20 protein-coding genes are annotated in these 25,706 nt (G+C 64.6%); 6 read left to right on the top strand and 14 right to left on the bottom strand.

Annotation, left to right across the window (positions count from 1 at the left end):
* The first annotated feature begins 1 nt into the window (after window position 1).
* Window positions 2–598 (top strand): tetratricopeptide repeat protein, encoded by a 597-nt coding sequence (locus ABWP89_RS07360; protein WP_353228279.1) that lies wholly within the window; start codon window positions 2–4, stop codon window positions 596–598.
* Here the strand turns inward: ABWP89_RS07360 and ABWP89_RS07365 are convergent.
* The 9 genes from ABWP89_RS07365 to ABWP89_RS07405 all read right to left on the bottom strand — a co-directional run bounded on the left by ABWP89_RS07365 (window position 545) and on the right by ABWP89_RS07405 (window position 12,481).
* Complete coding sequence (locus ABWP89_RS07365) at window positions 545–910, bottom strand: P-II family nitrogen regulator (RefSeq protein ID WP_353228280.1); 366 nt, start codon at window positions 908–910, stop codon at window positions 545–547. The two genes, ABWP89_RS07360 and ABWP89_RS07365, sit on opposite strands and share 54 nt — an antisense overlap.
* Window positions 907–4,017: an efflux RND transporter permease subunit gene (locus tag ABWP89_RS07370; RefSeq protein ID WP_353228281.1), complete on the bottom strand. Its 3,111-nt coding sequence runs from the start codon at window positions 4,015–4,017 to the stop codon at window positions 907–909. Before ABWP89_RS07370 ends, ABWP89_RS07365 begins: the two co-directional genes overlap by 4 nt.
* Window positions 4,014–5,153: an efflux RND transporter periplasmic adaptor subunit gene (locus ABWP89_RS07375; protein ID WP_353228282.1), complete on the bottom strand. Its 1,140-nt coding sequence runs from the start codon at window positions 5,151–5,153 to the stop codon at window positions 4,014–4,016. Before ABWP89_RS07375 ends, ABWP89_RS07370 begins: the two co-directional genes overlap by 4 nt.
* On the bottom strand, window positions 5,150–6,394 hold the full coding sequence (locus ABWP89_RS07380) for a TolC family protein (RefSeq protein ID WP_353228283.1): 1,245 nt from the start codon (window positions 6,392–6,394) through the stop codon (window positions 5,150–5,152). Before ABWP89_RS07380 ends, ABWP89_RS07375 begins: the two co-directional genes overlap by 4 nt.
* Window positions 6,395–6,529: 135 nt before the next feature.
* Window positions 6,530–7,867 (bottom strand): ATP-binding protein, encoded by a 1,338-nt coding sequence (locus tag ABWP89_RS07385; protein WP_353228284.1) that lies wholly within the window; start codon window positions 7,865–7,867, stop codon window positions 6,530–6,532.
* Window positions 7,867–8,574 (bottom strand): response regulator transcription factor, encoded by a 708-nt coding sequence (locus ABWP89_RS07390; protein WP_353228286.1) that lies wholly within the window; start codon window positions 8,572–8,574, stop codon window positions 7,867–7,869. Before ABWP89_RS07390 ends, ABWP89_RS07385 begins: the two co-directional genes overlap by 1 nt.
* A gap of 70 nt (window positions 8,575–8,644) precedes the next feature.
* Window positions 8,645–9,577: an electron transfer flavoprotein subunit alpha/FixB family protein gene (locus ABWP89_RS07395; RefSeq protein WP_353228287.1), complete on the bottom strand. Its 933-nt coding sequence runs from the start codon at window positions 9,575–9,577 to the stop codon at window positions 8,645–8,647.
* A gap of 1 nt (window position 9,578) precedes the next feature.
* Entirely contained in the window at window positions 9,579–10,325 is a 747-nt protein-coding gene (locus ABWP89_RS07400; RefSeq protein ID WP_353228289.1) for an electron transfer flavoprotein subunit beta/FixA family protein, read from the bottom strand.
* Between the two features lie 134 nt (window positions 10,326–10,459).
* A complete protein-coding gene (locus tag ABWP89_RS07405) occupies window positions 10,460–12,481 on the bottom strand; it encodes an ATP-binding protein (RefSeq protein WP_353228322.1) in 2,022 nt (673 codons plus the stop codon).
* A 65-nt stretch (window positions 12,482–12,546) separates the two neighbouring features.
* Between ABWP89_RS07405 and ABWP89_RS07410 the strand changes: the two genes are divergently transcribed.
* Both ABWP89_RS07410 and ABWP89_RS07415 read left to right on the top strand, forming a co-directional pair.
* Window positions 12,547–12,825, top strand: a complete 279-nt coding sequence (locus ABWP89_RS07410; protein WP_353228291.1) for a type II toxin-antitoxin system RelE/ParE family toxin — start codon at window positions 12,547–12,549, stop codon at window positions 12,823–12,825.
* Window positions 12,826–12,837: 12 nt separating this feature from the next.
* Entirely contained in the window at window positions 12,838–13,140 is a 303-nt protein-coding gene (locus tag ABWP89_RS07415; protein ID WP_353228292.1) for a HigA family addiction module antitoxin, read from the top strand.
* Window positions 13,141–13,368: 228 nt separating this feature from the next.
* On the opposite strand, the gene scpA is transcribed toward ABWP89_RS07415, so the two are convergent.
* From scpA to ABWP89_RS07430, 3 genes are all read right to left on the bottom strand, one after another.
* Window positions 13,369–15,507 carry a methylmalonyl-CoA mutase gene (gene scpA / locus ABWP89_RS07420; protein WP_353228294.1) on the bottom strand — a complete coding sequence of 713 codons (2,139 nt, stop codon included), beginning with the start codon at window positions 15,505–15,507 and terminating at the stop codon, window positions 13,369–13,371.
* Between the two features lie 8 nt (window positions 15,508–15,515).
* Window positions 15,516–15,965, bottom strand: coding sequence for a methylmalonyl-CoA epimerase (gene mce, locus ABWP89_RS07425; protein ID WP_353228295.1), 450 nt, complete (start codon window positions 15,963–15,965; stop codon window positions 15,516–15,518).
* Window positions 15,966–16,179: 214 nt separating this feature from the next.
* On the bottom strand, window positions 16,180–17,706 hold the full coding sequence (locus ABWP89_RS07430) for an acyl-CoA carboxylase subunit beta (RefSeq protein WP_353228296.1): 1,527 nt from the start codon (window positions 17,704–17,706) through the stop codon (window positions 16,180–16,182).
* 111 nt (window positions 17,707–17,817) lie between these two features.
* Between ABWP89_RS07430 and ABWP89_RS07435 the strand changes: the two genes are divergently transcribed.
* Complete coding sequence (locus ABWP89_RS07435) at window positions 17,818–19,227, top strand: helix-turn-helix domain-containing protein (RefSeq protein ID WP_353228298.1); 1,410 nt, start codon at window positions 17,818–17,820, stop codon at window positions 19,225–19,227.
* A 13-nt stretch (window positions 19,228–19,240) separates the two neighbouring features.
* On the opposite strand, the gene ABWP89_RS07440 is transcribed toward ABWP89_RS07435, so the two are convergent.
* The gene (locus ABWP89_RS07440; protein WP_502915257.1) at window positions 19,241–20,671 is read right to left on the bottom strand and encodes a M20/M25/M40 family metallo-hydrolase; all 1,431 of its coding nucleotides are present in this window, start codon (window positions 20,669–20,671) and stop codon (window positions 19,241–19,243) included.
* Window positions 20,672–20,869: 198 nt separating this feature from the next.
* Here ABWP89_RS07440 and ABWP89_RS07445 point away from each other — a divergent pair, with 198 nt between their 5' ends.
* Together ABWP89_RS07445 and ABWP89_RS07450 are read left to right on the top strand one after the other, a co-directional pair.
* Complete coding sequence (locus tag ABWP89_RS07445) at window positions 20,870–22,600, top strand: tetratricopeptide repeat protein (RefSeq protein WP_353228301.1); 1,731 nt, start codon at window positions 20,870–20,872, stop codon at window positions 22,598–22,600.
* A gap of 105 nt (window positions 22,601–22,705) precedes the next feature.
* Window positions 22,706–23,107: a hypothetical protein gene (locus ABWP89_RS07450; protein ID WP_353228302.1), complete on the top strand. Its 402-nt coding sequence runs from the start codon at window positions 22,706–22,708 to the stop codon at window positions 23,105–23,107.
* Between the two features lie 58 nt (window positions 23,108–23,165).
* On the opposite strand, the gene mgtA is transcribed toward ABWP89_RS07450, so the two are convergent.
* Window positions 23,166–25,706, bottom strand: a complete 2,541-nt coding sequence (mgtA, locus tag ABWP89_RS07455; RefSeq protein ID WP_353228304.1) for a magnesium-translocating P-type ATPase — start codon at window positions 25,704–25,706, stop codon at window positions 23,166–23,168.

Genomic DNA, 25,706 nt, shown 5'->3' on the forward strand with positions numbered 1-25,706 from the left:
AATGTCTGCAACGCCCGAACAGCTTTTGGCCGCCGGCCTGGCGCACCATCGTGATGGCGATCTGGGTGCGGCGGCGCGGGTCTATCACCAGGTGTTGCAGCGCGAGCCCGATCACGCCCGGGCGTGCCATCTGCTGGGGCAGGTCCATGCGCAGACCGGCGACGTGACCAATGCCTTTGTGCTGATCGGCCGCGCGCTGCGGATAGACCCCACGCTGGCCGAGGCGCACCACGATTTCGGCGCGCTGCACCGCCAGCAGGGGCAATGGGCCGAAGCCGCGCTCAGCTATCGCAATGCGGTCGCAGCCGATCCGGCACTGGCCAGGGCCTGGGCCGATCTGGGGTTTGCCTTGCGTGCGACCGGTGATGATGCCGGGGCGATCGATGCGCTGCAACGCGCGATCGCACGCGAACCGGGGCGGATCGCGGCGCAGTTCGAATTGGGTTGCGCGTTCGATGCCGTGGGCCGCGCCGATGAGGCGGCGGCGGCCTATCGCGCAGTCCTTGCGCGCCACCCGCGCCACGCCGGCGCACTGGCCGGTTTGTCAGGGCCGGTCGGGGTCACCAGCGGCGATTCGCCAGGCCCGGGCAACAGGTGAGGTCCACAGCAGCCCGTCGCCGATGCGACCGGTGCACGCCTGCGCCAGGATCGTGGCGCAAATCGCGTCGGCGGTTTCGGCCGGGGCGACGATCGTCACCAGCACCTTTGGCGAATAATCCAGCAATTCCTGTTTGATGTTGGGGCTGCGCGCATGGTCCTTGTATTTGGCGCTGCACCCTTCGACCTTGGTCACGCTCATGCCGGGAAATTCGTCGAGATCGCGCAGCGCCAGCCGCAGCGGTTCCAGCTTGGCGGGGCGGATGACCGCCTTGATTTCGACAATGGCGTTGTCGTGGAATGGGTGTGTCATGCTTCAAGCGGCTCACTGTCGAAAAAGCGGTAGATGGTGGGTAGCACCAGCAGGGTCAGCACGGTCGAGGTGATCAGCCCGCCGATCACCACGATCGCCAACGGCCGCTGCACCTCGGCGCCGGGCCCGGTGGAAAACAGAAACGGGATCAGGCCCAGCAGCGCGACGGTGGCGGTCATCATCACCGGGCGGAACCGCAATGCCGCGCCCTGTTGCACCGCGTCGGCCACGCTGCGGCCTTCATCGCGCAAATTGCGGATATAGGACACCAGCACCACGCCGTTGAGCACGGCGATCCCCCACAGGGCGATGAACCCGACCGAGGCCGGCACCGACAGGTATTCGCCGCTCACGAACAGCCCGATCACCCCGCCGATGGAGGCAAATGGCAGCACCAGGATGATCAGCGTGGCCAGCCGCAGCGATTTGAACAGCACGAACAGCAGAAAGAAGATCGCGGCGATGGTGATCGGCACGATGATCATCAGATGGCCCAGCGCGCGTTCCATGTTCTGGAACTGCCCGCCCCATTCCAGATAATAGCCGTCGGGCAGTTTGACCTGCGCACCGACTTTCTGCTGCAATTCGGCGACAAACCCGCCCAGATCGCGGCCTTTGACATTCATGCCGACGACGATCCGGCGCTTGGCCATTTCACGGCTGATCTGCGCAGGGCCGTCCACCACCGTGATTTTGGCAATATCCGCCAGCCGCGCCTGCGCCCCGCCAGGGGAACCGACCAGCAGGTTGGAAATCGTCGCAATCGAATTGCGGTATTCCGCTGGCAGTCGCACCACCGCGGGGAACCGGCGTTCGCCTTCAAAAATCTCGGTGGCGGCTTTGCCACCGACGGCGGTTTCGATCATGGCGTTGACGTCCGCGACGTTGAGGCCAAAGCGGGCGACCGCGGCGCGGTCGATATCGATCGACAGGTATTGCTGGCCGCTGGTCTTTTCGATGCGAAGATCTTCTGCGCCCTGCATCGACCGCGCCACCCGCGCGATATCCTCCGCCCGCGCTTTCAATTCGCCCAGGTCATCGCCAAAAATCTTGACCGCGATGTCGGACCGCACGCCGGTCACCATTTCATCCACGCGGTCGGAAATTGGCTGGGCCATTACAATCTGGATGCCGGGCAGCACCTTCAGCTTTTCGCGCATGGCATCGGCGATGCTGTCCTGGTTCCAGCCGGCGGGCCATTGGTCACGCGGTTTCAGGCTGACGATCGGCGTCGATTCGTTGGGGCCCTGCGGGTCGGCCGGGCTTTCGCCGCGGCCAACGCCCGATACCGCCGATTTGACGCCGGGCACCTGCATGACCAGCCGCATCGCCTCCATTTCAATACGGATCGATTCATCCAGCGCGATATTGGGCACGCGGTTGATGCCGGGCACCAGCGAGCCTTCCTTCATTTCCGGGATGAACGCCGTGCCCAGCAACGGAAACACGCACAGCGTCAGCGCAAATGCGGCCAGCGCGCTGGCAATCGTCTTGCGTTCATTGGCCAGCGTCCAGCCCAGCATGCGCAGATAGCGCGCCTTCAGCCAGGCGATGATCCGGGTGTCATGATCGCCGTCATGGTCGGGCGCCTTCAGCAGAAAGCTCGACAGCGCGGGCGTCAGCGTCAGGCTGAGCAGCAGCGACACCGCCAGCGCGATGGCGATGGTATAGGCGAGCGGGGCGAACATCTTGCCCTCCATACCTTCCAGCGTCATCAGCGGCAGGAACACCAGGATGATGATGCCCACGCCGAAAATGACCGGCGTCGCCACCTCCACCACCGATCGCAGGATGATGCGCGCCTTGCTTTCGCCGCTGCTGCGCGCGTGGCCAAGCTGCAGATAGGCGTTTTCCACCACCACCACCGATCCATCGACCATCAGGCCGATGGCGATGGCCAGGCCACCCAGCGACATCAGGTTGGCCGATATGCCCAGCTGGTTCATCGCCATGAAGGTCAGCAGCGGGGTCAGCACCAGCGTCGCCACGACGATCAGTGATGATCGCACATCGCCCAGAAACAGGAACAATACGACCACCACCAGCACGATGCCTTCCATCAGCACCTTGACCACGGTGTGCAGCGCCGCATCGACCAGTTCGGACCGGTCGTAATAGGGCACGATCTTCAATCCGCCGGGCAGCATGCCCTTGGCATTGATTTCGGCCACACGGTCTTTCACCCGGCTGACCACGTCCTTGGCATTGCCGCCGGCCATCATCATCACCACGCCGCCGACCGCCTCGGTCGTGCCGTTCTTGATCACCGCGCCTTCGCGCACGCCGGGGCCGATCTTCACCTCTGCCAGATCGCGCAAATATACCGGCTGGCTGGCGCTTTCGCGGATGACGATCGCGCGCAGGTCGTCTTCGGTACGCACCAAGCCGACACCGCGGATCAGATATTGTTCGGCATATTGCGGCAGCACCCCGCCGCCGGCGTTGGCGTTGTTGCTGGCGACCGCCTGAAACACCTCGGCCACCGAAACGTTGTAATGCCGCAGCCGGTCGGGGTTGACCTCGATCTGGTACTGCCGCGCAAAGCCGCCCTGCGAATTGATTTCGGCCACGCCGGAAATCGATCGCAACAGCGGCCTGACCGTCCAGTCCTGCACCAGCCGGCGCTGCGTCAGCTCTGCCGTGGACAAGGCCCGGCCGTCATCGCCGGTGCGTTCGAGCGTATACTGATAGACCTCGCCCAGCCCGGTCGACACCGGGCCCAGCACCGGCGCAATGCCATCGCTCAGCCTGGGGCCAAGCTCGCTCAGCCGCTCCATCACCAGTTGCCGGGCGAAATAGACATTGGTCGATTCGGTGAACACCAGCGTGATCAGCGACAGACCCGGTTTGTTGAGCGATCGCATTTCCTCCAGCCCGGGCAGGCCAGTCATGGCCACCTCGATCGGGGCGGTGGCCATGCGCTCCACCTCTTCGGGGCTGCGGCCGGCCGCTTCGGTGGCGATCTGCACCTGTACGTTGGTCACATCGGGAAAGGCATCGACCGACAGGTGTTGCGTCGCGCGAAACCCAAAGCCCAGCAGCGCCAGCGCGATGACCACCACGATCAGCCGCTGGTTGAGCGCGGCGCGGATCAGCCCGGTGATCATTGGCCTTCGATCGCCTGGCGGTTGCGTTCGATATTCAGGTGGAACGCCCCTTCGGCAACGACCTGGTCGCCGGCCGCCAGCCCGGACAGGACCGGGCGGCGCCCCTTGCTTTCCTCACCCACCGACACGGCACGCAGCGTATAGCGATTGCTGCCCTGCGCCACGAAAACGTGGTCGGCGTTGTTTTCGCGTACCACCGCGCTGGCCGGAATGGTCAGGCGGTCGGTCGCATCGGATTGCACCAGCATGGTGGCCAGCATCGACGGTTTCAGCTGCCCGCCAGCGTTGTCCAGCTCTGTGCGCACCAGCACGGTGCGCGTGCGGGGGTCGACCACCTGCCCGACATAAACCAGCCGCCCGCTGCGTTTTTCATCGCCCAGCGCAGGAATATCCAGCGTAACCATCTGCCCGGTGTGAACAAACCGCGCCTGTTGTTCAGGCACTTGCGCCACTGCCCACACTTTCGACAGATCGGCCACTACGAACAATTGATCCGACGGTTGCACCACCTGGCCCACCGCCAGATGGCGTTCGACCACCACCCCGGCCATGGTTGATGACACCTGCGACACCGAATGCAGCGTGCCGCGCGCGCCCAGTTGGCCCAGCGCCGCGCCCGACAGCCCCAGCAAGCGCAATTGATCGGCCGCCGCGCGCATTTCCGCGCCGGAAACCTGGTATTCGCTTTCGCGCCGTTGCAGTTCGGCCGCCGAGATCACCCCGGCGGCAAACAGTGTGCGCGCGCGTTCGACATTGCGGCGGTTGAGATCGTTGGACGATCGCGCGCGGACATAGACCAATTGCTGGCTGGACAATTCGGTGCTGGTGATCTGCGCCAGCACGCTGCCGCGCGACACGCCCTGCCCGACATTGGCCTGCATCGCGGCAACCCGGCCGGTTACGGTGGCGCCGATCCGCGCCACGCGGTTTTCATCAAAATCGATCTGGCCAGCCACGCGCAGCGTTTCCGACACCGGCGTCATCGTGACCGGCGCGATTTTCAGCCGCGCGACCAGTGCGGCTGGTGCGGTGACCTGCAGTGGATCGCCAGCGGGTTTGCCAGCGACTTTGTCCTCACCTTTGCCGCAGGCGGACAGGATCAGCATGAGGGCAAGAGCGGAAGCGGACCGGTTCATTGGGTTTCCTGATCGGACGGGGCCACCAGCCGCTGGATTTCCAGCCAGGCTGTGGCCAGTTCAAAACGGCTGGCGATAAGATCGGCGCGCGCCGCGCGGAACACCCGCTGTGCATCGAGCACATCGATCAAGCCGCGTTCGCCGGCGCGATAGGCAGTTTCGGTGGTCTCGACAGCGGACCGTGCCTGCGCGACCAGGCCTTTTTCCAGCGCGGTCACTTGCGCCTGCGCGACTTCGTACTGGCGATAGGCCACTTCCAGATCCTGGCGGATGGCAAAACTTTCGGCATCCAGCGTTAGCGATGACCGCGCGACTTCGGCCTCTGCCTCCCGCACGGAACCCTGGCGCCGGTCCCACAGCGGGATCGACAGGCTGACCCCGACACGCGTCTGGCGCATTTCGCGATCGGCCTCACGCACCGCGCGCAATGCCAGCGAGGGCAGCCGGCCGGCCTGTTCGTAATTCAGCCGGTAACGCGCCTGGTCCTGTTCGGCGCGGGCGCGCACCAACCCGGGATTGGCGGCCAGCGCCTGATCCACCAGCGTGCCAAGCGGGGCGACCGTCAGCGGCGCATCCAGTTGACCCTGCAGCGCAAAATTTTCGGGCAGGGCGGCGCTGACGAGCTTGCGCAAGTTCAGCCGCGCCTGGGTTTCGCGCAAGGCGGCGGCCTGTGCCTGTTTCTGCACGTTCAACAGGTCCGCCTCGGCGCGGATCAGTTCGATGCGGGGCGAATCGCCGACTTTTACGCGCAGCGCGATGCCCTTGTGCATTTGCTGCATCAGCGCCAGGTCTTCGTCGGCGTTGGCCTTTTCCGCCGTGCGCCGCAGCACATCGAAATAGCCGCGCCGCAGTTCGGCGATCCAGTCCACCTGAAACGACCGCAGCCCCGCCTCCCGCGCGGCCAGCCCCGATTGCGCGGCGGCAATGCGCGGATTGCGGCGGAACGGCAGATCGAGCGGCTGGGTCAGGCTCATGCTGGCGCTGCGGCCTGACACACCATCGACGCCGTTGCGATAACGCAGCGACCCGGCGATATATTCCACTTCCGGGTTGGGAAATGCGCGCGCGACCTGCAGCGATCCGCGCGCTGCCGCCACATCGCTGGCCGCCGCACGGATCGCCAGATTGCCCTCTGCCGCCATGGCTTCCAGCTGTTGGAGCGTAAAGCTCTCCCCCGCCCAGGCCACGCCCGGCAGCGCCAGCGCGATGGCGCTGATGAGCGGGAGCGCAAGGCTGCGCATGACCAGGCGGGGCCCTGGTCCGATCAACGCGGCAAAGGCTGGGGTCATACCCCCGACCTTGCACCTGAGCGGGGACGTTTTGTCGTCATTGCACATGCCCGTCGTTCTAGGGCGCGGCTTTTTCCCGAATTTTGCTCAATTGTAAGGAAGTGTTGCTGGCGCGGGTAAAAGCGCCGATTCCGGCAGGCGGATCGTGGCGCGCAGCCCGCCAGTGGGCCGGTTGGCCAGTATCAGCGCGCCGCCCTCTGCGCGCACGGCGCGATCGACGATGGCCAGGCCCAGCCCCATGCCGCTGGTATTGCGTTCGCGCGCATGGTCCAGCCGGATGAACGGTTGCAGCACTTTGTCAAAGGCATCGGGCGGAATACCAGGACCGTCATCCTCGACCATGATGGTCACCCCCGACGGCGGACCGACCAGGATCACGCGCGCAGAGCCGCCGTAATGCACCGCATTGTCGAGCAGATTGCCGATCGACCGTCGCAGCGCCAGCGGCCGGGCATGGACGACCAGATGATCGGGACCGTGATAGCTGGCCACGCCGCCGGTTTCGCTCGATTGATCGACCAGTGTCTGCGCCATCGCAGCAAGATCAACCGGTTCGCGCAGCGCCGCATCGCCATCCAGATCGATATAGCTTTGCAGCGAAGCCAGCAGATCGCGGATCTCGCCCATGTCGGATTCCAGCCCCTGCCGGTCATCGTCATCGATGCCCATCGCATCCAGCCGCAATTGCATGCGCGTCAACGGCGTGCGCAGATCATGCGCGATGGCCAGAATCGTCTGCGAATTTGAATCAAGCAGCGCATCGATGCGTTGCTGCATCGAATTGAACGCGCGGATCAGCAACTGCACTTCACCCGGCCCGGCCACGGCGATCGGCTGCGCACGGCGCGTGCCAACGCGCAGGCTGGCGCGCACCAGTTTGCGCAACGGGCGCAGCGCACCATAGGTCAGCAACCACGCCAGCAGTGCAAACGCGGTGGTCGGCAACAGGAAATCGGCCAGGTGGCCCAGCACCAGCGGCCAGGCCGAACGGGTATCGCCGGCAAAGCGCAAGGTCGTGCGATCACCCAGCGTCATCGTGCCGGTCAGTCCGTCGGTCAGGCGCAGCGGCGAAATCGTCATTTCCAGCCGCGCGCGCGCCAGCGCGGGTTGCAACCGCAGCAGCTGATCTTCAAGATTGCCCAGATCGATGCCCGGCACCGGCGCCTGGTTGCCAGCAGACCAGTCAAACCGCAGCGTGGCGCTGCTCAGGCGCCGCGTCAGCGCGGCACGGTCGGCGGGCGTGGCGCGATCGATCCGCGATTCCGCCGCGATCAAATTCTGCGCGAGCGCGGCGGCCTCGTCGTGCGGCATTGAAAAGCGGTTGGACCGTTCGTTCAGCCAGGCGTTGGCGGTAAAATCCAGCACCAGCACCAGCACCAGGATGAACAAAATGCGCGCAGTCAGGCCCCATTGGCGCAGGCCCATCAATGCCGTTCCACGCTGGCGGTGAACATGTACCCCAGGCCGCGCACAGTGGTCAGCGGCGCTTCGCCGCGCGCATTGCTCAATTTGCGGCGCAACCGGCTGACCAATACGTCGATGCTGCGATCCGAACTGTCCGACAGCCGCATGCGCGACAGTTCGATCAACCGCTGGCGGCCAATCACGCGCTGCGGCTGGCACACGAAGGTCGCCAGCAGATCGAATTCCGCCGCAGTCAGATCGACCAGCGTGCCATCCTGCGACCGCAATTCGCGGCGGACCAGCGACAAGTGCCAGCCATCAAAGCTGAACGCGCGGCCCGATCCGGCATCATCGCTTTCGCCGCGGCCGCGCCGCAGCACCGCGCCGATGCGCGCCAGCAATTCGCGCGTGCCGAACGGCTTGGCCAGATAGTCATCCGCGCCCAGTTCCAGCCCCAGCACGCGATCTTCTTCGCTGCCGCGCGCGCTGACAAAGATGACCGGAATGTCGCTGTCACGCCGCAGCCGGCGAAACAGGTCGATGCCCGAAGTACCTGGCAGCATGATGTCGAGCACGATCAGATCGGCAGGGCCATTGTCCAGCAGGACCCACAGTTCCGCGCCGGTCGTCGCGGTGCGAACGTCATAGCCATGCGACGCCAGCACGCGGGCGGTCAGTGTGCGCAGCGCCGGATCATCTTCGACAAGGATTATCGATCTGGCCGACACAGGTTTCCCGCCTGGTCCGATCCCGTCCCCTCCCCGAAGCGGAGGGGACAAGATCGTCGTTGCGCCGGTGTTACAGCTTTCCGGTCAGTTCCGGCACGGCGCTGAACAGGTCTGCCACCAGGCCCAGGTCTGCAACCTGGAAGATCGGCGCATCTTCGTCCTTGTTGATGGCGATGATGGTCTTGCTGTCCTTCATCCCCGCCAGATGCTGAATCGCGCCCGAAATGCCGACCGCGACATAGATTTCCGGGGCGACGATCTTGCCGGTCTGGCCGACCTGATAGTCATTGGGCACATAGCCCGCATCGACCGCAGCGCGGCTGGCGCCGATCGCAGCACCCAGCTTGTCGGCCAGCGGTGTGATGGTCGAAGCGAACGTATCCGCATCCTTCAGCGCGCGGCCACCCGACACGATGATTTTGGCAGAGGTCAGTTCCGGCCGTTCGAGCTTGGCAATTTCCGAACCCAGATAGGCCGACAGGCCCGAATCCGCGCCCGCCGCGACGGCGGTCACGGTGGCGCTGCCGCCGGTCGGTTCGGCCTTGGCAAAGGCGGTGCCGCGCACGGTGATCACCAGTTTCGCATCGGTCGATTCGACCGTGGCGATGGCGTTGCCGGCATAGATCGGGCGGGTAAAGGTTTTTGGCCCTTCGACCGACAGGATGTCCGACACTTGCGCCACATCGATCAGCGCGGCGACGCGCGGGGCGACGTTTTTGCCGGTGGTGGTGGCAGGCGCGACAAACGCGTCGTAATCGGCCAGCAATCCGGCGATCAGCGGCGCGATGTTTTCCGCCAGCGCATGGGCATAGGCGGCGTCATCGGCCACCAGCACCGCACCGACGCCGGCAATCTGCGCGGCCTGTGCGGCCACGGCATCCACGCCCGACCCTGCGACCAGCGCGGTCACATCGCCCAGTTGCGTGGCGGCGGTCACCGTCGCCAGCGTCGCGTCCTTTACCGACGCACCATCGTGTTCGACCCAAACGAGTACCTTTGCCATGTCAGGCAACTCCCATTTCTTTGAGCTTGGCAACCAGCGCGTCCACGTCCGCGACCTTGATCCCGGCGCTGCGCATGGGCGGTTCGCCGACTTTCAGCGTTTTCAGGCGGGGGGCAATGTCCACGCCATAATCGGCGGCGGTCTTGGTCGCCAGCGGCTTTGACTTCGCCTTCATGATGTTGGGCAGGCTGGCATAGCGCGGTTCGTTCAACCGCAGATCGGCGGTGATCACCGCCGGCAGCGGGAGCTTCAGCGTTTCCAGCCCGCCATCGACTTCGCGTTTGACCACCACGTGATCGCCTTCGACGCTGATTTCGTTGGCGAAAGTGCCCTGGCCACGACCCAGCAGCGCGGCAATCATCTGCCCCGTCTGGTTGCTGTCGTCGTCAATCGCCTGCTTGCCGGTGATGATCAGCCCGGGCTGTTCTTCGTCGGCGATAGCCTTGATGATCTTGGCGACCGCCAGCGGTTCAACCTCGGTTTCCACCTGCACCAGAATGGCGCGGTCGGCGCCCATCGCCAGCGCGGTGCGCAGCGTTTCGGTCGCCTTGGCCGGCCCGATGGATACCACCAGCACTTCGGTCACGACGCCCTTTTCGCGCAGGCGCAGCGCCTCTTCCACCGCGATTTCGTCAAACGGGTTCATGCTCATTTTGACATTGGCCAGATCGACACCCGTGCCGTCCGCCTTTACCCGCGGTTTCACGTTGTAATCGATCACCCGTTTTACCGTTACCAGCGCTTTCATGGGTCTTTACGCCTTTTTCCAACCAACTGTGTGCGCCCCCTAATTCGCGTTTACGTAAACGTCAACTGACGATCGGGGCAAAATTGCCAGCGCCATCACGACGATTCGCATCGTCGCGCCAGCGCTCGCACGGCTCATTCCATTTCGAGAATAATCGCGTCAACCGCAAGGCTTTCCCCGGCCTTGGCATTCACCGATTTCACCCGGCCCGCTTTTTCGGCGCGCAGGATGTTTTCCATCTTCATCGCTTCGACCACGGCCAGCGGTTGCCCCGCCTCCACCGCGTCACCCGGCCCAACATGCAGCGCGACCAGCAGCCCGGGCATCGGGCAGATCAGATAGCGCGACAGATCAGGCGGAATCTTTTCGATCATGTGCGTGGTCAGCGCGGCCACGCGCTGCGGCAGCACATCGATCCGGTGGCTGGCGCCGCGCGTGGTCAGGCGGAACCCGGTGCGCAGCGGTGCCACCTGCACGCTGATTGGCGCACCGCCCAGATCGGCATGCACGATGCGGTCACCGGGGGTATATTCCATGTCCAGGTCCACCGCCACGCCATCGACGGTGACCGAATTGGCGGCCAGCACCACGGCATGGCGGGTCTTGTCGATCAGCACCGACCAGGCGCCCGGCGGATCGAGCGTATCACCCAACTGGCCATCAACGCGCCGCGCGCGATCGGCGCGCGCGGTCGCCAAAAACCCGGCAATCGCCGCCAGACCCTGCAACAGTTCATCCGACGCGGGCGCGCCGTGGAACCCGTCGGGATATTCCTCTGCGATAAACCCGGTGGTGAGATTGCCGCTGCGGAAACGCGGATGCTGCATGATCGCGCTGACGAAATCGATGTTGTGGCCCAGCCCTTCGATTTCGAACGCGTCCAATGCGGCGATCTGCTTGTCGGCCGCCTCGTCCCGCGTTTCGCCCCAGGTGATCAGCTTGGCGATCATCGGGTCATAGAACATCGACACTTCGCCGCCTTCATAGACGCCATCGTCCACGCGCACGCCGTCGATCCCGCGCCGGCCGTTCCCCGCGCCATCATCTTCCCAACCGGGCACCGGCGGATCATAGCGCACCAGCCGGCCGGTGGAGGGCAGAAAGCCGCGATAGGGGTCTTCGGCATAGACGCGGTTTTCGATCGCCCAGCCGTCGATGCCGATGTCAGCTTGCGTGAACGCCAGCGGTTCGCCCGCGGCGACGCGGATCATCTGTTCAACCAGATCGATGCCGGTGATCGCCTCGGTCACCGGGTGTTCCACCTGCAGCCGGGTGTTCATTTCCAGAAAATAGAAACTTTTGCCGGTGGGATCGGCGCCCGACACGATCAGTTCGACCGTGCCGGCGGAATAATAGCCCACCGCACGCGACAGCGCGACGCACTGTTCGCCCATCGCCCGGCGCATGTCGGGGGTGACGAACGGCGATGGCGCTTCCTCGACCACTTTCTGGTGGCGCCGCTGGATCGAACATTCGCGTTCGTTGAGATAGACGATGTTGCCATGCTGATCGCCCAGGATCTGGATTTCGATATGGCGCGGGTTGAGGATGAATTTTTCGATGAACACGCGGTCATCGCCGAACGAATTCAGCCCTTCGCGCTTCACCGCCTCAAAACCTTCGCGCACGTCCTGTTCGCTGTGCGCCAGCCGCATGCCCTTGCCCCCGCCGCCGGCAGAGGCCTTCATCATGACCGGATAACCGATTTCAGAAGCGATCTGCACCGCGTGTTCGGTGCTGTCGATTTCGCCGACAAACCCCGGCACGACATTGACGCCGGCCGCCATCGCCAGCTTTTTCGATTCGATCTTGTCGCCCATCGCGGCGATTGCGCCCACCGGCGGCCCGACAAAGGCAATCCCCGCTTCGGCCAGCGCCTGCGCAAAACTGGTGCGTTCGGACAGAAAGCCATAGCCGGGGTGGACCGCATCAGCGCCAGTCGCCTTGCACGCAGCAATGATCTTGTCGGCGATCAAGTACGACTGCGCAGCGGGGGCCGGGCCGATATGCACCGCCTCATCCGCCATGCGCACAAACGGCGCGCGCGCATCGGCATCGGAATAGACCGCCACGGTCGCAATGCCCATCCGACGCGCCGTTTTGATCACGCGACAGGCAATTTCGCCCCGGTTGGCAATGAGGATTTTCTTGAACACTGTCAGGGAACCCACTTCGTATGACATGGTTGACGTGTCATGCCGTTCATGGCATGGGAGTTGGTGTGATTGTCAGTTTCGCCAACCGCGCCACCCAACGGTTTGCCATGGATGGCAAAAGCAAGTTCGGCGGAATGGATGCTGCCAAAGCCTTGGCGCGGTTGCAGGTGTTGCATGCCGCCAATGCGCTGGACGACATTCCGCCGCTCAAATCGATTGGCCTGCATGCGCTGTCTGGTGACCGGCAAGGGCAATGGGCGATGACGATCAACGGTCCGTGGCGGCTGGTTTTCCGTTTTCATGATGGCAATGCCGAAGATGTCGAAATTGTCGATTACCATTAAGGATGTGGCGCGATGACAAAACCTGAAGCCCAATTCGCCTTTCAAGCCGTCCACCCCGGCGCCGTTCTGCGCGAAGAGTTGGAAGCGCGCAGCCTTTCCGCGAACGCCTTCGCGCTGAAGCTGCGTGTGCCGCCCCAGCGCATTCAGGATATCGTCGCAGGGCGGCGCGGCATCAGTCCCGAAACCGCACTGCGGCTCGAAGCCAGCCTGGGCACCCCGGCCCGGCTTTGGCTGAACATGCAGGCGGCCTATGATCTGCATCAGGCAGAAGCCAAGTTCGGCGCGACAGTACGCAGCGAAGTGATGGCGGCATAAATTGAGCGCCGAGCGGCCTTGATCGCGCCACAGGCAATTGCGCGACGGTTGGCAATGAGGATTTTTTTGAACATTGATGTGTTCACTTTGCGGATGGGAATGAGAGCAATTCAACCGTCGGCCCGGGCTTGACCCGAGATCCCGCTGTGTGGTGCGCGACGCCCGAGAAGCGGGGCCCCGGGTCAAGCCCGGGGTGACGAAGGGGCAAGGGGCGGGATAGCCGCATGGTCATTCCGCCGCATCCAGTTCTTCGCCCGCGGGCGGCATGTTGTGGCCCAGCAGGCGCAGCACATCGGCGGCGCATTCGACGATGTTTGATCCGGGGCCATATATCCCCTGCACCCCGGAATCGCGCAGGAACTCGTAGTCCTGCGGCGGGATCACCCCACCCGCGACCACCTTGATGTCGTTGCGCCCGGCTTCGCGCAGCAGTGCGATCAGTTCGGGGATGAGCGTTTTGTGTCCGGCTGCCAGCGACGACGCGCCGACCACTTCGACCCCAAGCGTCAGCGCCTGCGCGCAAGTTTCCGCAGGGGTCTGGAACAAGGGGCTGCTGAACACGTCGAAACCCATGTCAGCAAAGGCCGAGGCGATGACATTGGCCCCGCGATCATGGCCATCCTGCCCCATTTTCGCGACCAGCATCCGCGGCGTGTGGCCCAGCCGGCGGGTCACCGCCGCAACCCCGTCCTGCACCTGCGCATAACGCGGATCGCCTGCATAAGCCGCACCATAGATCCCCCGCACCGGGGTTGGCACAGTGCCGTAGCGGCCAAACACTGCCTCCATTGCGTCGGAAATTTCGCCGAGCGTGGCGCGATGGCGCGCGGCATCGACCGCGAGTTCCAGCAGATTGCCGCTGCCCTTTGCGCCCTCGGTCAGCGCGGCCAGCGCGGCGCGGCAGGCCGCCTCATCACGCGATTCACGCACCCATTTCAGCCGCGCAATCTGGCCTTCGCGCACGGCATGGTTGTCGATGCTGAGCGTGTCGAGCTTGTCCTCGGTGCCCAGGCGGTATTTGTTGACGCCCACAATCACGTCTTCGCCGCGATCGACGCGCGCCTGGCGGCCGGCGGCGGCTTCCTCGATCATTGCCTTGGGCCAGCCGGCGGCGACCGCCTTGGCCATGCCACCTTCGGCCTCGACGCGTTCGATGATCGCCCAGGCGGCATCGACCAGTTGGGTGGTCAGTGCTTCGATGTAGTACGACCCGCCCAGCGGATCGACCACGTTGCACATGCCGGTTTCTTCCTGGATCACGATCTGCGTGTTGCGCGCGATGCGCGCGGAAAAATCGGTGGGCAGCGCGATCGCTTCATCCAGCGCATTGGTGTGCAGCGACTGGGTGCCGCCCAGCATCGCCGCCATCGCCTCGATCGTGGTGCGGATGACGTTGTTGTAGGGGTCCTGTTCCTGCAAGGACACGCCCGAGGTCTGGCAATGCGTGCGCAGCATCTTGCTGCGTTCGTCCTGCGCACCCAGTTGCGTCATCACGCGGTGCCACAGCACGCGCGCGGCGCGCAGTTTGGCGACCTCCATGAAAAAATTCATGCCGATCGCGAAAAAGAACGACAGCCGCCCGGCGAACTTGTCGATGTCGAGGCCCGATGCGACGCCGTATTTCACATATTCCATGCCGTCGGCGATGGTGAACGCCAGTTCCTGCACTTGCGTCGCGCCGGCTTCCTGCATGTGGTAGCCGGAAATCGAGATCGAATTGAACTTGGGCATTTCGCGGCTGGTATAGCCAAAGATGTCGGAAATGATCCGCATGCTGGGTTCGGGCGGATAGATATAGGTGTTGCGGACCATGAACTCCTTCAGAATGTCGTTCTGAATGGTCCCGTCGAGCGCGGCGCGTGGCACACCCTGTTCCTCACCCGCGACGATAAAGAACGCCAGGATCGGGATGACCGCGCCGTTCATGGTCATCGATACCGACATCTGATCGAGCGGGATGCCGTCGAACAGGATCTTCATATCCTCGACACTGTCGATTGCCACGCCGGCCTTGCCCACATCGCCGACCACGCGCGGATGATCGCTGTCATAGCCGCGATGCGTGGCCAGATCGAACGCGACCGACAGGCCTTTTTGGCCCGCGGCCAGGTTGCGGCGGTAGAACGCGTTGGATTCCTCAGCCGTCGAAAAACCCGCATATTGCCGGATGGTCCACGGCCGCCCGGCATACATGCTGGCGCGCACGCCACGTGTGAACGGGGCAAAGCCGGGCAGGCCGGGATCGGCGGTCACATCGGCAGCGGTGTACAGCGGTTTTACCGCGATCCCTTCAGGCGTGTGCCAGGTCAGGTCCTTGCCCTTCACCTCTTTCGCGGCGGCTTTCTGCCAATCGTCATGCGTTGCCATGGTAATCCTCAGTGCGCCGCTTTCGGCGTTTCCATGATTTCGGTCAGCTGCCCCAACATGTCCTTGGGGTGCAGGAAAAAGATCGGCGTGCCATGCGCCCCGATGCGCGTGGGGCCCAGGATGCGCTTGCCCTGGGCGGTGAACCATTCGCGCGCCTGGTCGATATCATCGACTTCGTAGCAGAGATGATGCTGACCGCCGGCGGGGTTCTTCGCGATAAAGCCGGCGATCGGGCTGGTTTCGCCCAGCGGCTCGATCAGTTCGATCTGCGTGCCGCCCTGCGTCCCCAGTGCGCCGCTATCGTGCGGGGTGTTGACGAAGGCGACCTTTACGCCCTGTTCGGGCAAGTCGAACGGTTCGGTGATCAGGCTCGCGCCCATCACATCGCGGTAATAGGCGATGGCGTCCGCCATCGACGGCACCGCCACACCGACATGGTTTAAGCGACCCAGTTTCATAGCACGGTCCTTAAAGCCTTCCCCCTCCAGGGGGAGGGTTGGGTGGGGGTGTCCGACGTTCGATTGACGCGCGTCATTGCGGGCGCAGGACACCCTTCCCTGAGGGGATGGGTAAATGAGGCCAGCGTCAGCGCGCCTGCTTCGACAGGCTCAGCACGAACGGGGGTGGGGAGTGGTGTGAAGAAGTGGGTGCGCATGGCTGGCTCTCCCCGCATCACAACGGAATGTTGTCGTGTTTCTTCCACGGGTTTTCCAACGACTTGTGCCGCAGCTTGCGCAGGCCCAGCGCAATCCGCCGCCGCGTCGAATGCGGGTGGATCACCTCGTCCACAAAGCCCTTGCTGGCCGCGACGAACGGGTTGGCAAAGCGATCTTCGTATTCGCGCACCTTTTCGGCCTGTTCTTCGCCCGACAGCCCGCGAAAGATGATTTCCACCGCGCCCTTGGCGCCCATCACCGCAATTTCAGCGGTGGGCCAGGCATAGTTGAGATCGCCGCGCAGGTGCTTGCTGGCCATCACATCGTAAGCCCCGCCATAGGCCTTGCGCGTGATCACGGTGATCTTGGGCACGGTCGCCTCGGCATAGGCGAACAGCAGTTTCGCGCCATGCTTGATGATGCCGTTGTGTTCCTGTGCTGTGCCGGGAAGGAACCCGGGCACGTCCACAAACGTCAGGATGGGGATTTCAAACGCATCGCAGAACCGCACGAACCGCGCGGCTTTCTTGGATGAATTGATGTCGAGCACGCCCGCCAGCACCAGCGGCTGGTTGGCGACGACGCCCACCGTCCGGCCCTCGATCCGCCCGAACCCGCACAGGATATTGCCCGCGTGTTTGGGCTGGATTTCAAAGAAATCGCCCTCGTCCAGCACCTTGCGGATCACTTCGTGCATGTCATAGGGCTGCGCGGCTGAGGCCGGGATCAAGCTGTCCAGGCTGTGGTCGATCCGGTCCCAGGCATCGCTGCTGGGCCGCACCGGCACCCCGGTCTGGTTGGTCAGCGGCAGGAAATCAAACAGTTCGCGCGCCGCCAGCAAGGCATCGATATCGTTTTCGCACGCGAGGTCCGCCACCGAAGTCTTGGTGGTGTGGGTGATCGCGCCACCAAGCTCTTCCTGCGTCACGATCTCGTTGGTCACCGTTTTGACCACGTCGGGCCCGGTGACAAACATATAGCTGCTGTCCTTCACCATAAAGATGAAGTCGGTCATCGCCGGCGAATAAACCGCGCCACCGGCGCACGGCCCCATGATCAGCGACAGTTGCGGCACCACGCCAGAGGCAAGCACATTGCGCTGAAAAATCTCGGCATAACCGCCCAGGCTGGCCACGCCCTCCTGGATGCGTGCGCCGCCCGAATCATTGAGGCCGATCACCGGCGCGCCGACCTTCATCGCGGTATCCATGATCTTGCAGATCTTCATCGCGTGGCGTTCGGACACTGCGCCGCCAAACACCGTAAAATCCTGCGCGAATACAAACACCAGCCGGCCGTTGATGGTGCCCGACCCGGTGACCACGCCATCGCCCGGAATGGTGGTTTCGGGCATGCCGAAATCGACGCAATTGTGTTCGACATAGGCGTCGACTTCTTCAAAGCTGCCTTCGTCGAGCAGAATTTCCAGCCGTTCGCGCGCGGTCAGCTTGCCCTTGGCATGCTGGGCGTCGATCCGGCGCTGGCCCCCACCCAGATGCGCGGCGGCGCGGCGTTTTTCCATTTCGGCAATGTTGGCGGACATGGCCCATCCTTTGTGAAATCTTTGACCCGCGCGAATGACGCATTGCCTTGCACCTGTCCAATGTTAATCTGCAAAGTTGTAAACCCCAACTTTGCAAAGAAGGCCCCGCCGATGACCACACGCCAGCGCCTGTTTGCCGGGGCCCATCTGCGCGCGTTGCGCGATCGGCGCGGGGTGCGGCAGATCGACATGGCGCATGCGCTGGGGATCAGCGCCAGTTACCTGTCGCAGCTGGAAAATGGCGAACGCAACCTCACCCCGGCGCTGGCCGATGCCTTGCGCGCGACCTTCCCGCTCGACTGGCCCGATCTGGCCCCGGCCGAAGGCGACGGAATGGTCGATGCCCTGCGCGATGCACTGGCCGATCCGCAATTGCCGGGCGGCCACCCGGGTGAAACGGTGGAACGGCTGGTGCGCCAGTTTCCCGGCTTTGCCGCCAGTTTCATCCAGTTGCACAGCCTGCACACGCAAACCCGGCTGCGGCTGGACATGTTGGATGAGACCATCGGCACCAGCCTGGCCGCCGGCGGCCGCCTGCCGTGGGAGGAAGTGCGCGACTGGTTCCACAATGCCAACAATTATGTCGATGCGCTGGATTGCGCGGCCGAGGCGCTGGCCGCCGACATCGCCGGCGCCGATCCATCGCCGCGTGTGCAATCGATGCAAGCGTGGCTGCGCGCCAATGGCGTGACCATCGCCTGGACCAGCGGCGGGCCGATGCGGCAGTTCGATGCGGAGCGCCGCCACCTGGAGCTCGATTCCAACCAGCCGATCGAATCCGGCCGGTTTCAACTGGCGTATCAGGTGGCGGCGCTGGCGCTGTCGCAACAGATCGCCGCGATTGTTGATGCCGCGGCGCTGCAAAGCGATGCCGCGCGGCATTTGCTGACGATCGGGCTGGGCAATTATGCCGCCGGCGCACTGCTGATGCCCTATGAACGGTTTCGCGTGGCGGCACGCGAGCTGCGCCATGATGTCGACCGGTTGCGGCTGCAATTCCACACCAGTTTTGAACAGTGCTGCCACCGCCTGTCCACGCTGCAACGCCCGCGCGCGCGCGGCATCCCGGTCTATTTCTGCCGGGTCGACATGGCGGGCAATGTGACCAAGCGCCATTCGGCGACGCGGCTGCAATTCGGCCGGTTTGGCGGTGCGTGCCCGTTGTGGATCGTCCACGAAGCGGTCGCCATTCCCGATCGCATCCACGTGCAACTGGCGCAGATGCCCGATGGCATCCAATATGTGTCGATCGCCAAGGGGCTGGTGAAACCATCCAATTCCTATTTCCGCCCGCCGCGCCGTTATGCGGTAACGCTGGGGTGCGAGGCGACCCATGCCGCCGAATTCATCTATGCCGACGGGCTGAACCTGGCATCGGCAGACTCGGTCGCGCAGATCGGCGCATCATGCCGCATCTGCCCGCGCGACACCTGCGACCAGCGCGCGTTTCCCCCCAGCGACAAGGCGATCGATGTCGATCCGGCCCGGCGCGAACCAGTGCCGTATAGGATTGTCGGATAATCAGCGAATACACTCAGTGCGAGGCGTATTCGCGCACCAGTTCGTTCAGCAGATCGCGGCCGGTATAGACCGCTTTGACGATCGCGTATTCGTTTAGCCCGTGCGCGCCATTGCCATCAGGGTTGCTGTAGGTGCCGGGCGGGCCGTAGGACGGGATGCCCACCGCCTCAAGATACACGCCATCGGTGGCGCCGGCCGACATCGCGGGGACGAGCGGCACGCCGGGATAGTATTTCGCCACCAGCTTTTCCGCCGGGCCCAGCACTTTGGGGTCGAGCGGCGGGGGCACCGCATCCGGGCCGCGGTTGTCGGTGCGCACCACTGTCATGCGCGTGTCGGCGATGACAGTCTGCAGCGCCAGCCGCACCGCTTCGCCCGAAACGCCCGGAAAAATGCGGCAATTGATATTGGCGCCGGCGCGTTGCGGCAGTGCGTTGTTGGCGTGCCCGCCGTCGAGCAGCGTGGCCACGCACGTGGTGCGCAACATCGCGTGATACGATCGATCGGTATTGACCAGCGCTTCGGCGGCGACAAACTCTGCGCTGCCGGGGGTGGCAGTGGCCAGGGTCACCATCGCCCGGCCCAGATCATCGCCGCGCGCGGCCCCGGCCTTGGCAAAAAAGGCGCGCGTGGTGTCGGTCATCTGCAGCGGAAATTCCCAATTGCGCAGCTTACCCAGCGCGTCGGCCAGTTCATAGATCGCATTGTCGCGGATCGGGATCGATGAATGGCCGCCAGCGTTGGTCGCCTCGATGCGGTAGTTGACCGGGGTCTTTTCGCCGACATGAAGGGTTTCCGTCAGCACTTTGCCCTTGCCATCGGTGCGCCCGCCGCCGCCTTCGTTCAGCGCGAATTCGGCATCGATCAGATCGCGGCGGTGTTCGGCCAGCCATTGTGCGCCGTTGAACGCGGTGCTGGTTTCCTCACCACAGGTCAGCGCCAGTTTCAGCGTGCGTTTCAGCTGCGTGCCATCGCGTTTCAGCCGGCTCATCAGGTCGATCCAGATCGCGTCCATGGCCTTCATGTCAGAGGCGCCGCGGCCATAGAATTTGCCGTCTTCCTCGATCAGTGTGTAGGGATCGCGCACCCAGTCCTGCCGCCGCGCGACCACCACATCCAGGTGCCCCAGCAGCAGGATCGGCCGCAGCACTTTCGATGTGCCCGGCAGGATCACCACCAGCCCGCCTTCGGCCGGATGATCGGGCACGGCAAACCGCGTGATATCGGCATCGCCATAGCCCGCGGCGCGCAGATGGTGTTCGACTTTGTCAGCCAGCACAGTGCATGATCCGGTGGTGATCGAGCTGTCGGTTTCGACCAGCTGTTTGTACAGCGCGCGAAATTCCACCTGGTCGGGGCGCAGCGCGGTTTGCGCCTGCGCGGCCCCGCCACCCAGACCCGCAAGTGCGGTGGCCACCATCACCAAATTCCTGATTGCGCGCATAGCGGCCATTCCCCCACACCCGGTATCGGGCTGCACCCAATCCAGCAGGATTTGTCCGGGGATGGAAGAGGGCGGTGCGCCGCAAAGGTGCATCTTTTTTGCCCGGTCATGGCGACGGCCCGTGCGGCAGGCTTGCGCGCTTGCAAGGTTTGCCGGATCATTGGGCGTGAATGCAGTGACAGGGTGGGGGGACAAGACATGCGGCGCAGATTGATCGGGGTCACTCTGGCCGTACTGGCCTCTGGCACTGGCTGGTCCGCCAGTGCCGCTCCGCCACCGCCGGCCGCGCCGATGAATATGCCCATGAACATGCCGATGTCCATGCCGATGCCCGGGCCACCGACCACGCTGGCCGGCTGGGCCCAGGGCGCGCGGCATTTTGACGGCATGGCCAAAGTGCATCGCGCCGTTTCAACCACCGTGCCAGAGGCGCAGGCCTATTTCGACCAGGGTCTGGCGTTGCTGTGGGGGTTCAACCATGATGAGGCGGCGCGCTCGTTTGCGCGCGCGGCCCAGCTGGATCCGCATTGCGCGGCGTGTTTCTGGGGCCTGTCGCTAACCGTCGGCCCGAATTACAACCTGCCTTATTTGACCGCCGATCGCGCCCGCATGGCAGCAGAGGCGTTGCATCGCGCCACAGCCGAGGCCGGCACCGCATCGCCGGTGGAACAGGCGCTGATCGCCGCGCTGGCCAAACGCTATCCGGGTAGCGACGCGCTCGATCCCGATCATCTGCTGCCGGTGCTGGGGGATTATGCCGCCGCGCTGCAAGGCGTGGCGGCGCGGTTCCCGGGCGATCTGGATGTGCAGGTGCTCTATGCCGAGGCGCTGATGAACCTGCACGCGTGGAAATTGTGGTCGCCGCAGGGCGTGCCCGCGCCGGGTACGCTGGAAATTGTCGCCACGCTGAAAGCGGTGCTGGCGCGCGATCCGGCGCACGTCGGCGCCAACCACTATTTCATCCACGCGATCGAGGCTTCGCCCCATCCCGAAGACGCGCTGCCCTCGGCCGCGGTGCTGAAGGATGCCGCACCTGGCGAAGGGCACCTGTTGCACATGCCATCGCACATCCAGCAGCGCGTGGGGCAGTACGAGGCCGCTGCCGAGGCCAACCGGCGCGGGGTCATGGCCGATCTGGCCTATGCCGGTCAGACCGATGCGCCCGATTATTATCCGGTTATGTACACCGGCCACAATTACCAGTTCCTGGCCTATTCCGCCGCGATGGAGGGTCGCCAGGCCGAAACGCTGAAGGCGGTGGACGGCAGCCGCGACGTGGTGCCCGATGCCATGCTGCGCGCCATGCCGGGCATGGATTGGTACGTGGCCGAATCTTATGGCGCGCGCGTGCGGTTCGGGCTGTGGGATCAATTGCTGGCAATGCCCGCGCCCGATCCCGCGCTGCCAGGCCTGCACGGCGGATATCTGTACGGGCTGGCGATGGCGCAGGCGGCCACCGGCAAAGTGGCACAGGCGCGCGCCACGCTGATCACGCTGCGCAGCTTCACCGCCAGCCCGGCGACCGATACCGGCGCGGGGCAGAACATGTTGCGCGCGGTGCTGGCCGTCGCGATCCCGACGGTGGAGGCGCGGATCGCGCGCGCCGAACACCGCCCCAGCGATGAAATCACGCAATTGAGCGCGGCTGTCATCGCCGAAGACAGCCTGTCCTATGACGAACCGTGGAACTGGTTCACCCCCACCCGTCAAGTGCTGGGCGAGGCGCTTTTGCGCAATGGCGACGCCGTTACCGCCGGCATGGTCTATCGTGAAGATCTGGTGCGCAATCGCGGCAATGGCTGGGCGTTGAAGGGGCTCGCCCTGTCGCTGGCAGCCCAGGGCAAGACCGCCGAGGCGGCCACCGCCGACGCCGCGTTCAAGGCCGCGTGGCGCCACGCCGATCTGGCGATCACCGCTTCGGCATTTTAAACAGCCGGCCGGATCAGACCGGCCGCATCGGGCATGCTCCATGCAACAAATCGGACCGTCGGGCGTTTCACATGCACGGCGGGGCGCTTGTTTGCAGGAGTTACCATGATGAAACGATCGATGACCGCCGCGCTGATGGCGCTCGCCAGTCTGCCGCTATCCGCCTGTGTGGGGGAATATGGCCCTGGCATGGGGATCGGCTATGATTCCGGGCCTTATGCCTATGACGGCTATTACGATGGCTATTATGGCCAGGTTTATGATGGCTATTGGGGCGATGACAACGCGTTTTACTACCGTCGGGGTGATGGCGATCGCGAATATCGCCGTGGCGATGGTGGCCACTTTGCGCGTGAGGCGCCGCGCGGCCAGGGCAATTACCAGCCGCTGCACGGCAGCATGACCTATCGCCAGGGCGTGACCATGCCGCATTTCCAGAATCGCGGCGGCAACCGTGGCGGTCACAACGGGAACCAGGGCGGCCATCACGGCACCGGGCACAACTGATCGATCCGCTGGCGCACGGGGCAAGGGCCATGGCCTTTGCCCCGTGCGCCAGCGCTGATCATGGTCGCGTCCGTTCCGCCCGTGGCAGTGCCCAGCGTTTCAGCCATTCGGCCAGCGCCAGGTAAGTGACCACCAGCCCGACAATCGCCGCGCTCAGCCCCGGCCCCAGCGGCGCAAACCCCAGCATCCGGGCAAACGGCAGGAACGGCAGCGCCAGCGCCACCCCCAGGCTGCCCAGCAGCGTCGCCAGCAACACCCGGTCGGGGCGCAACCGCCAGGCCGGGCCGCTGGTGCGGATAACCAGCACCACCAGCACTTGCGTGGCCATCGATTCGACAAACCACGCCGCACGGAACGTGGGTATATCGGCGTGAAACACCCATAACAGCAGGCCGAACGTGGCCAGATCGAACACCGACGATAGCGGCCCCATGATGGCGGTAAACCGCACCAGCGCGCGCATATCCCAGCCGTGCGGGCGTTGCAGCAGCGGCGGATCGGCATTGTCGAACGGGATGCCGGTCTGCGAAATATCGTACAGCAGATTGTTCAGCAGCACTTGCGCAGCGGTCAGCGGCAGAAACGGCAGGAACAGTGACGCCACCGCCATGCTCAGCATGTTGCCGAAATTGGAACTGGTGCCCATCCGCAGGTATTTCATGATGTTGGCATACGTCCGCCGGCCTTCGATGATGCCATCGGCCAGCACCGCCAGATCGGGCGCCAGCAGGATCATGTCGGCCGCTTCGCGCGCGACATCGGTGGCACCATCGACCGACAGGCCGACATCGGCCACGCGGATCGCCGGCGCATCGTTGATGCCATCGCCGATGAAACCCACGGTATGCCCGCGCGCGCGCAGGGCATGCACAATGCGCAGTTTCTGATCAGGGCTGACCCGCGCGAACAGGTCGGTCCGGTTGACATGATAGATCAGCGCGGTGGCCGACATGTGGGTGATCTGGTCGCCGGTCAGCACGTGATCGTGTGCCAGCCCGACCTCGCCCGCCAGATGCTGTGCCACCGCCACGGCATCGCCGGTGACCAGTTTGACCCGCACCCCGGCATGCGCCAACCGCGTCAGCGCGGCGCGCGCGCTGGGTTTGGGCGGATCGATAAACACGCAATAGCCGGCCAGGATCAGCGCGTGATCGTCTGCGCCGTCGATGCGGGTCAGGCCATCGGCGGCTTTCCACGCGATCGCCAGCATGCGCAGGCCTTCGGCCGCGCGCGCGGCGACCAGCGCAGCGGCCTGCGCGGTGATCGCCGCATCAATCGGCACCACTTTGCCATCCGCCTGTTCGACCTGCGTGCACAGCGCCAGCACCGCTTCGGGTGCGCCCTTGACGATGATCACGCGGGTGTCGCCATGCGCGGCCAGCACCGACACCCGCCGCCGTTCAAAATCGAACGGCCGTTCGTCCAGCCGGGTCCACCCCGCCGGCACGCCGGGCGCATCATGCGCCAGCAGCGCCTGATCAAGCGGGCTTTTCATGCCTTGCGCAAACGCGGCGTTGATCACGGCCAGCTGGTACACGCGGTCGCGGTCGGTACCGTCGATGCCGGGGTGGCCCACCATGGCGATCTGCGCCTGGGTGAGCGTGCCGGTCTTGTCGGTGCACAGCACGTCCATCTGGCCCAGATCGTGGATCGATGACAGCCGTTTGACCACCACTTTGGCCGCGGCCATGCGCTTTGCCCCGCGCGCCAGCGTGATGGTCATGATCATCGGCAGCAGTTCCGGCGTCAGCCCGACCGCCAGCGCCATCGCAAACAGAAACGATTCCAGCGCCGGCCGCCCCAGCGCCAGCCGCGCCAGCAGCACGAACAGCACCAGAAATACCGTCAACCGCGCGATCACCACGCCAAACTTGCGAATGCCCACTTCGAATGCAGTGGTTTCCGGATTGCCGCCCAGTGAACTGGCAATCGCGCCAAACCGCGTATGCGCACCGGTTTCGACCACCAGCATGGTCGCGGTGCCGCCAATCACCGAACTGCCGCTTAACAACAGATTGGCAGCATCGGCCATGCCGGTACCGGCGGCGGCAGCAGGATTTTTTTCCACTGGAAACGATTCGCCCGTCAGCGCGGCCTGGTTCACCTGCACCGCATTGGCGGTCACCACCACACCATCGGCGGGCACCAGATCGCCCGCCGACAGGCTGACCATATCGCCCGGCACCAGATCATCGACCGGATGTTCCGCCCACACCCCATCGCGCAGCACGCGGGCGGTCAGCGCGATCGACCGTTTCAGCGCCGCCGCGGTCGCCGCCGCGCGGCGTTCCTGCACGGTATCCAGCACCGTGGACAACGCCACGATCGTCACGATGATCGAAAAGCTGACCAGATCGCCGGTCACCGCCGCCGCGCCCGATGCCGCCAGCAGGATCAGCACCAGCGGGTTGGCCAGCCGCCGCACCAGATCAAGCCACACCGGTCGCTGCGCCGTGGTGAGCAGGCCATTGCCGCCAAACCGGGCGTGCCGCTCTGTCGCCGCATCCGCGGTCAACCCTTTGTCGGTGACCCCCAGCGCAGCCAGATTGGCCGCCGCATCGCGGTGCCAGAATTCGTGCAACGGAACTGGTGACGGCAT

The organism is Novosphingobium sp. (genome assembly GCF_040398825.1).
Taxonomy (GTDB): domain Bacteria; phylum Pseudomonadota; class Alphaproteobacteria; order Sphingomonadales; family Sphingomonadaceae; genus Novosphingobium.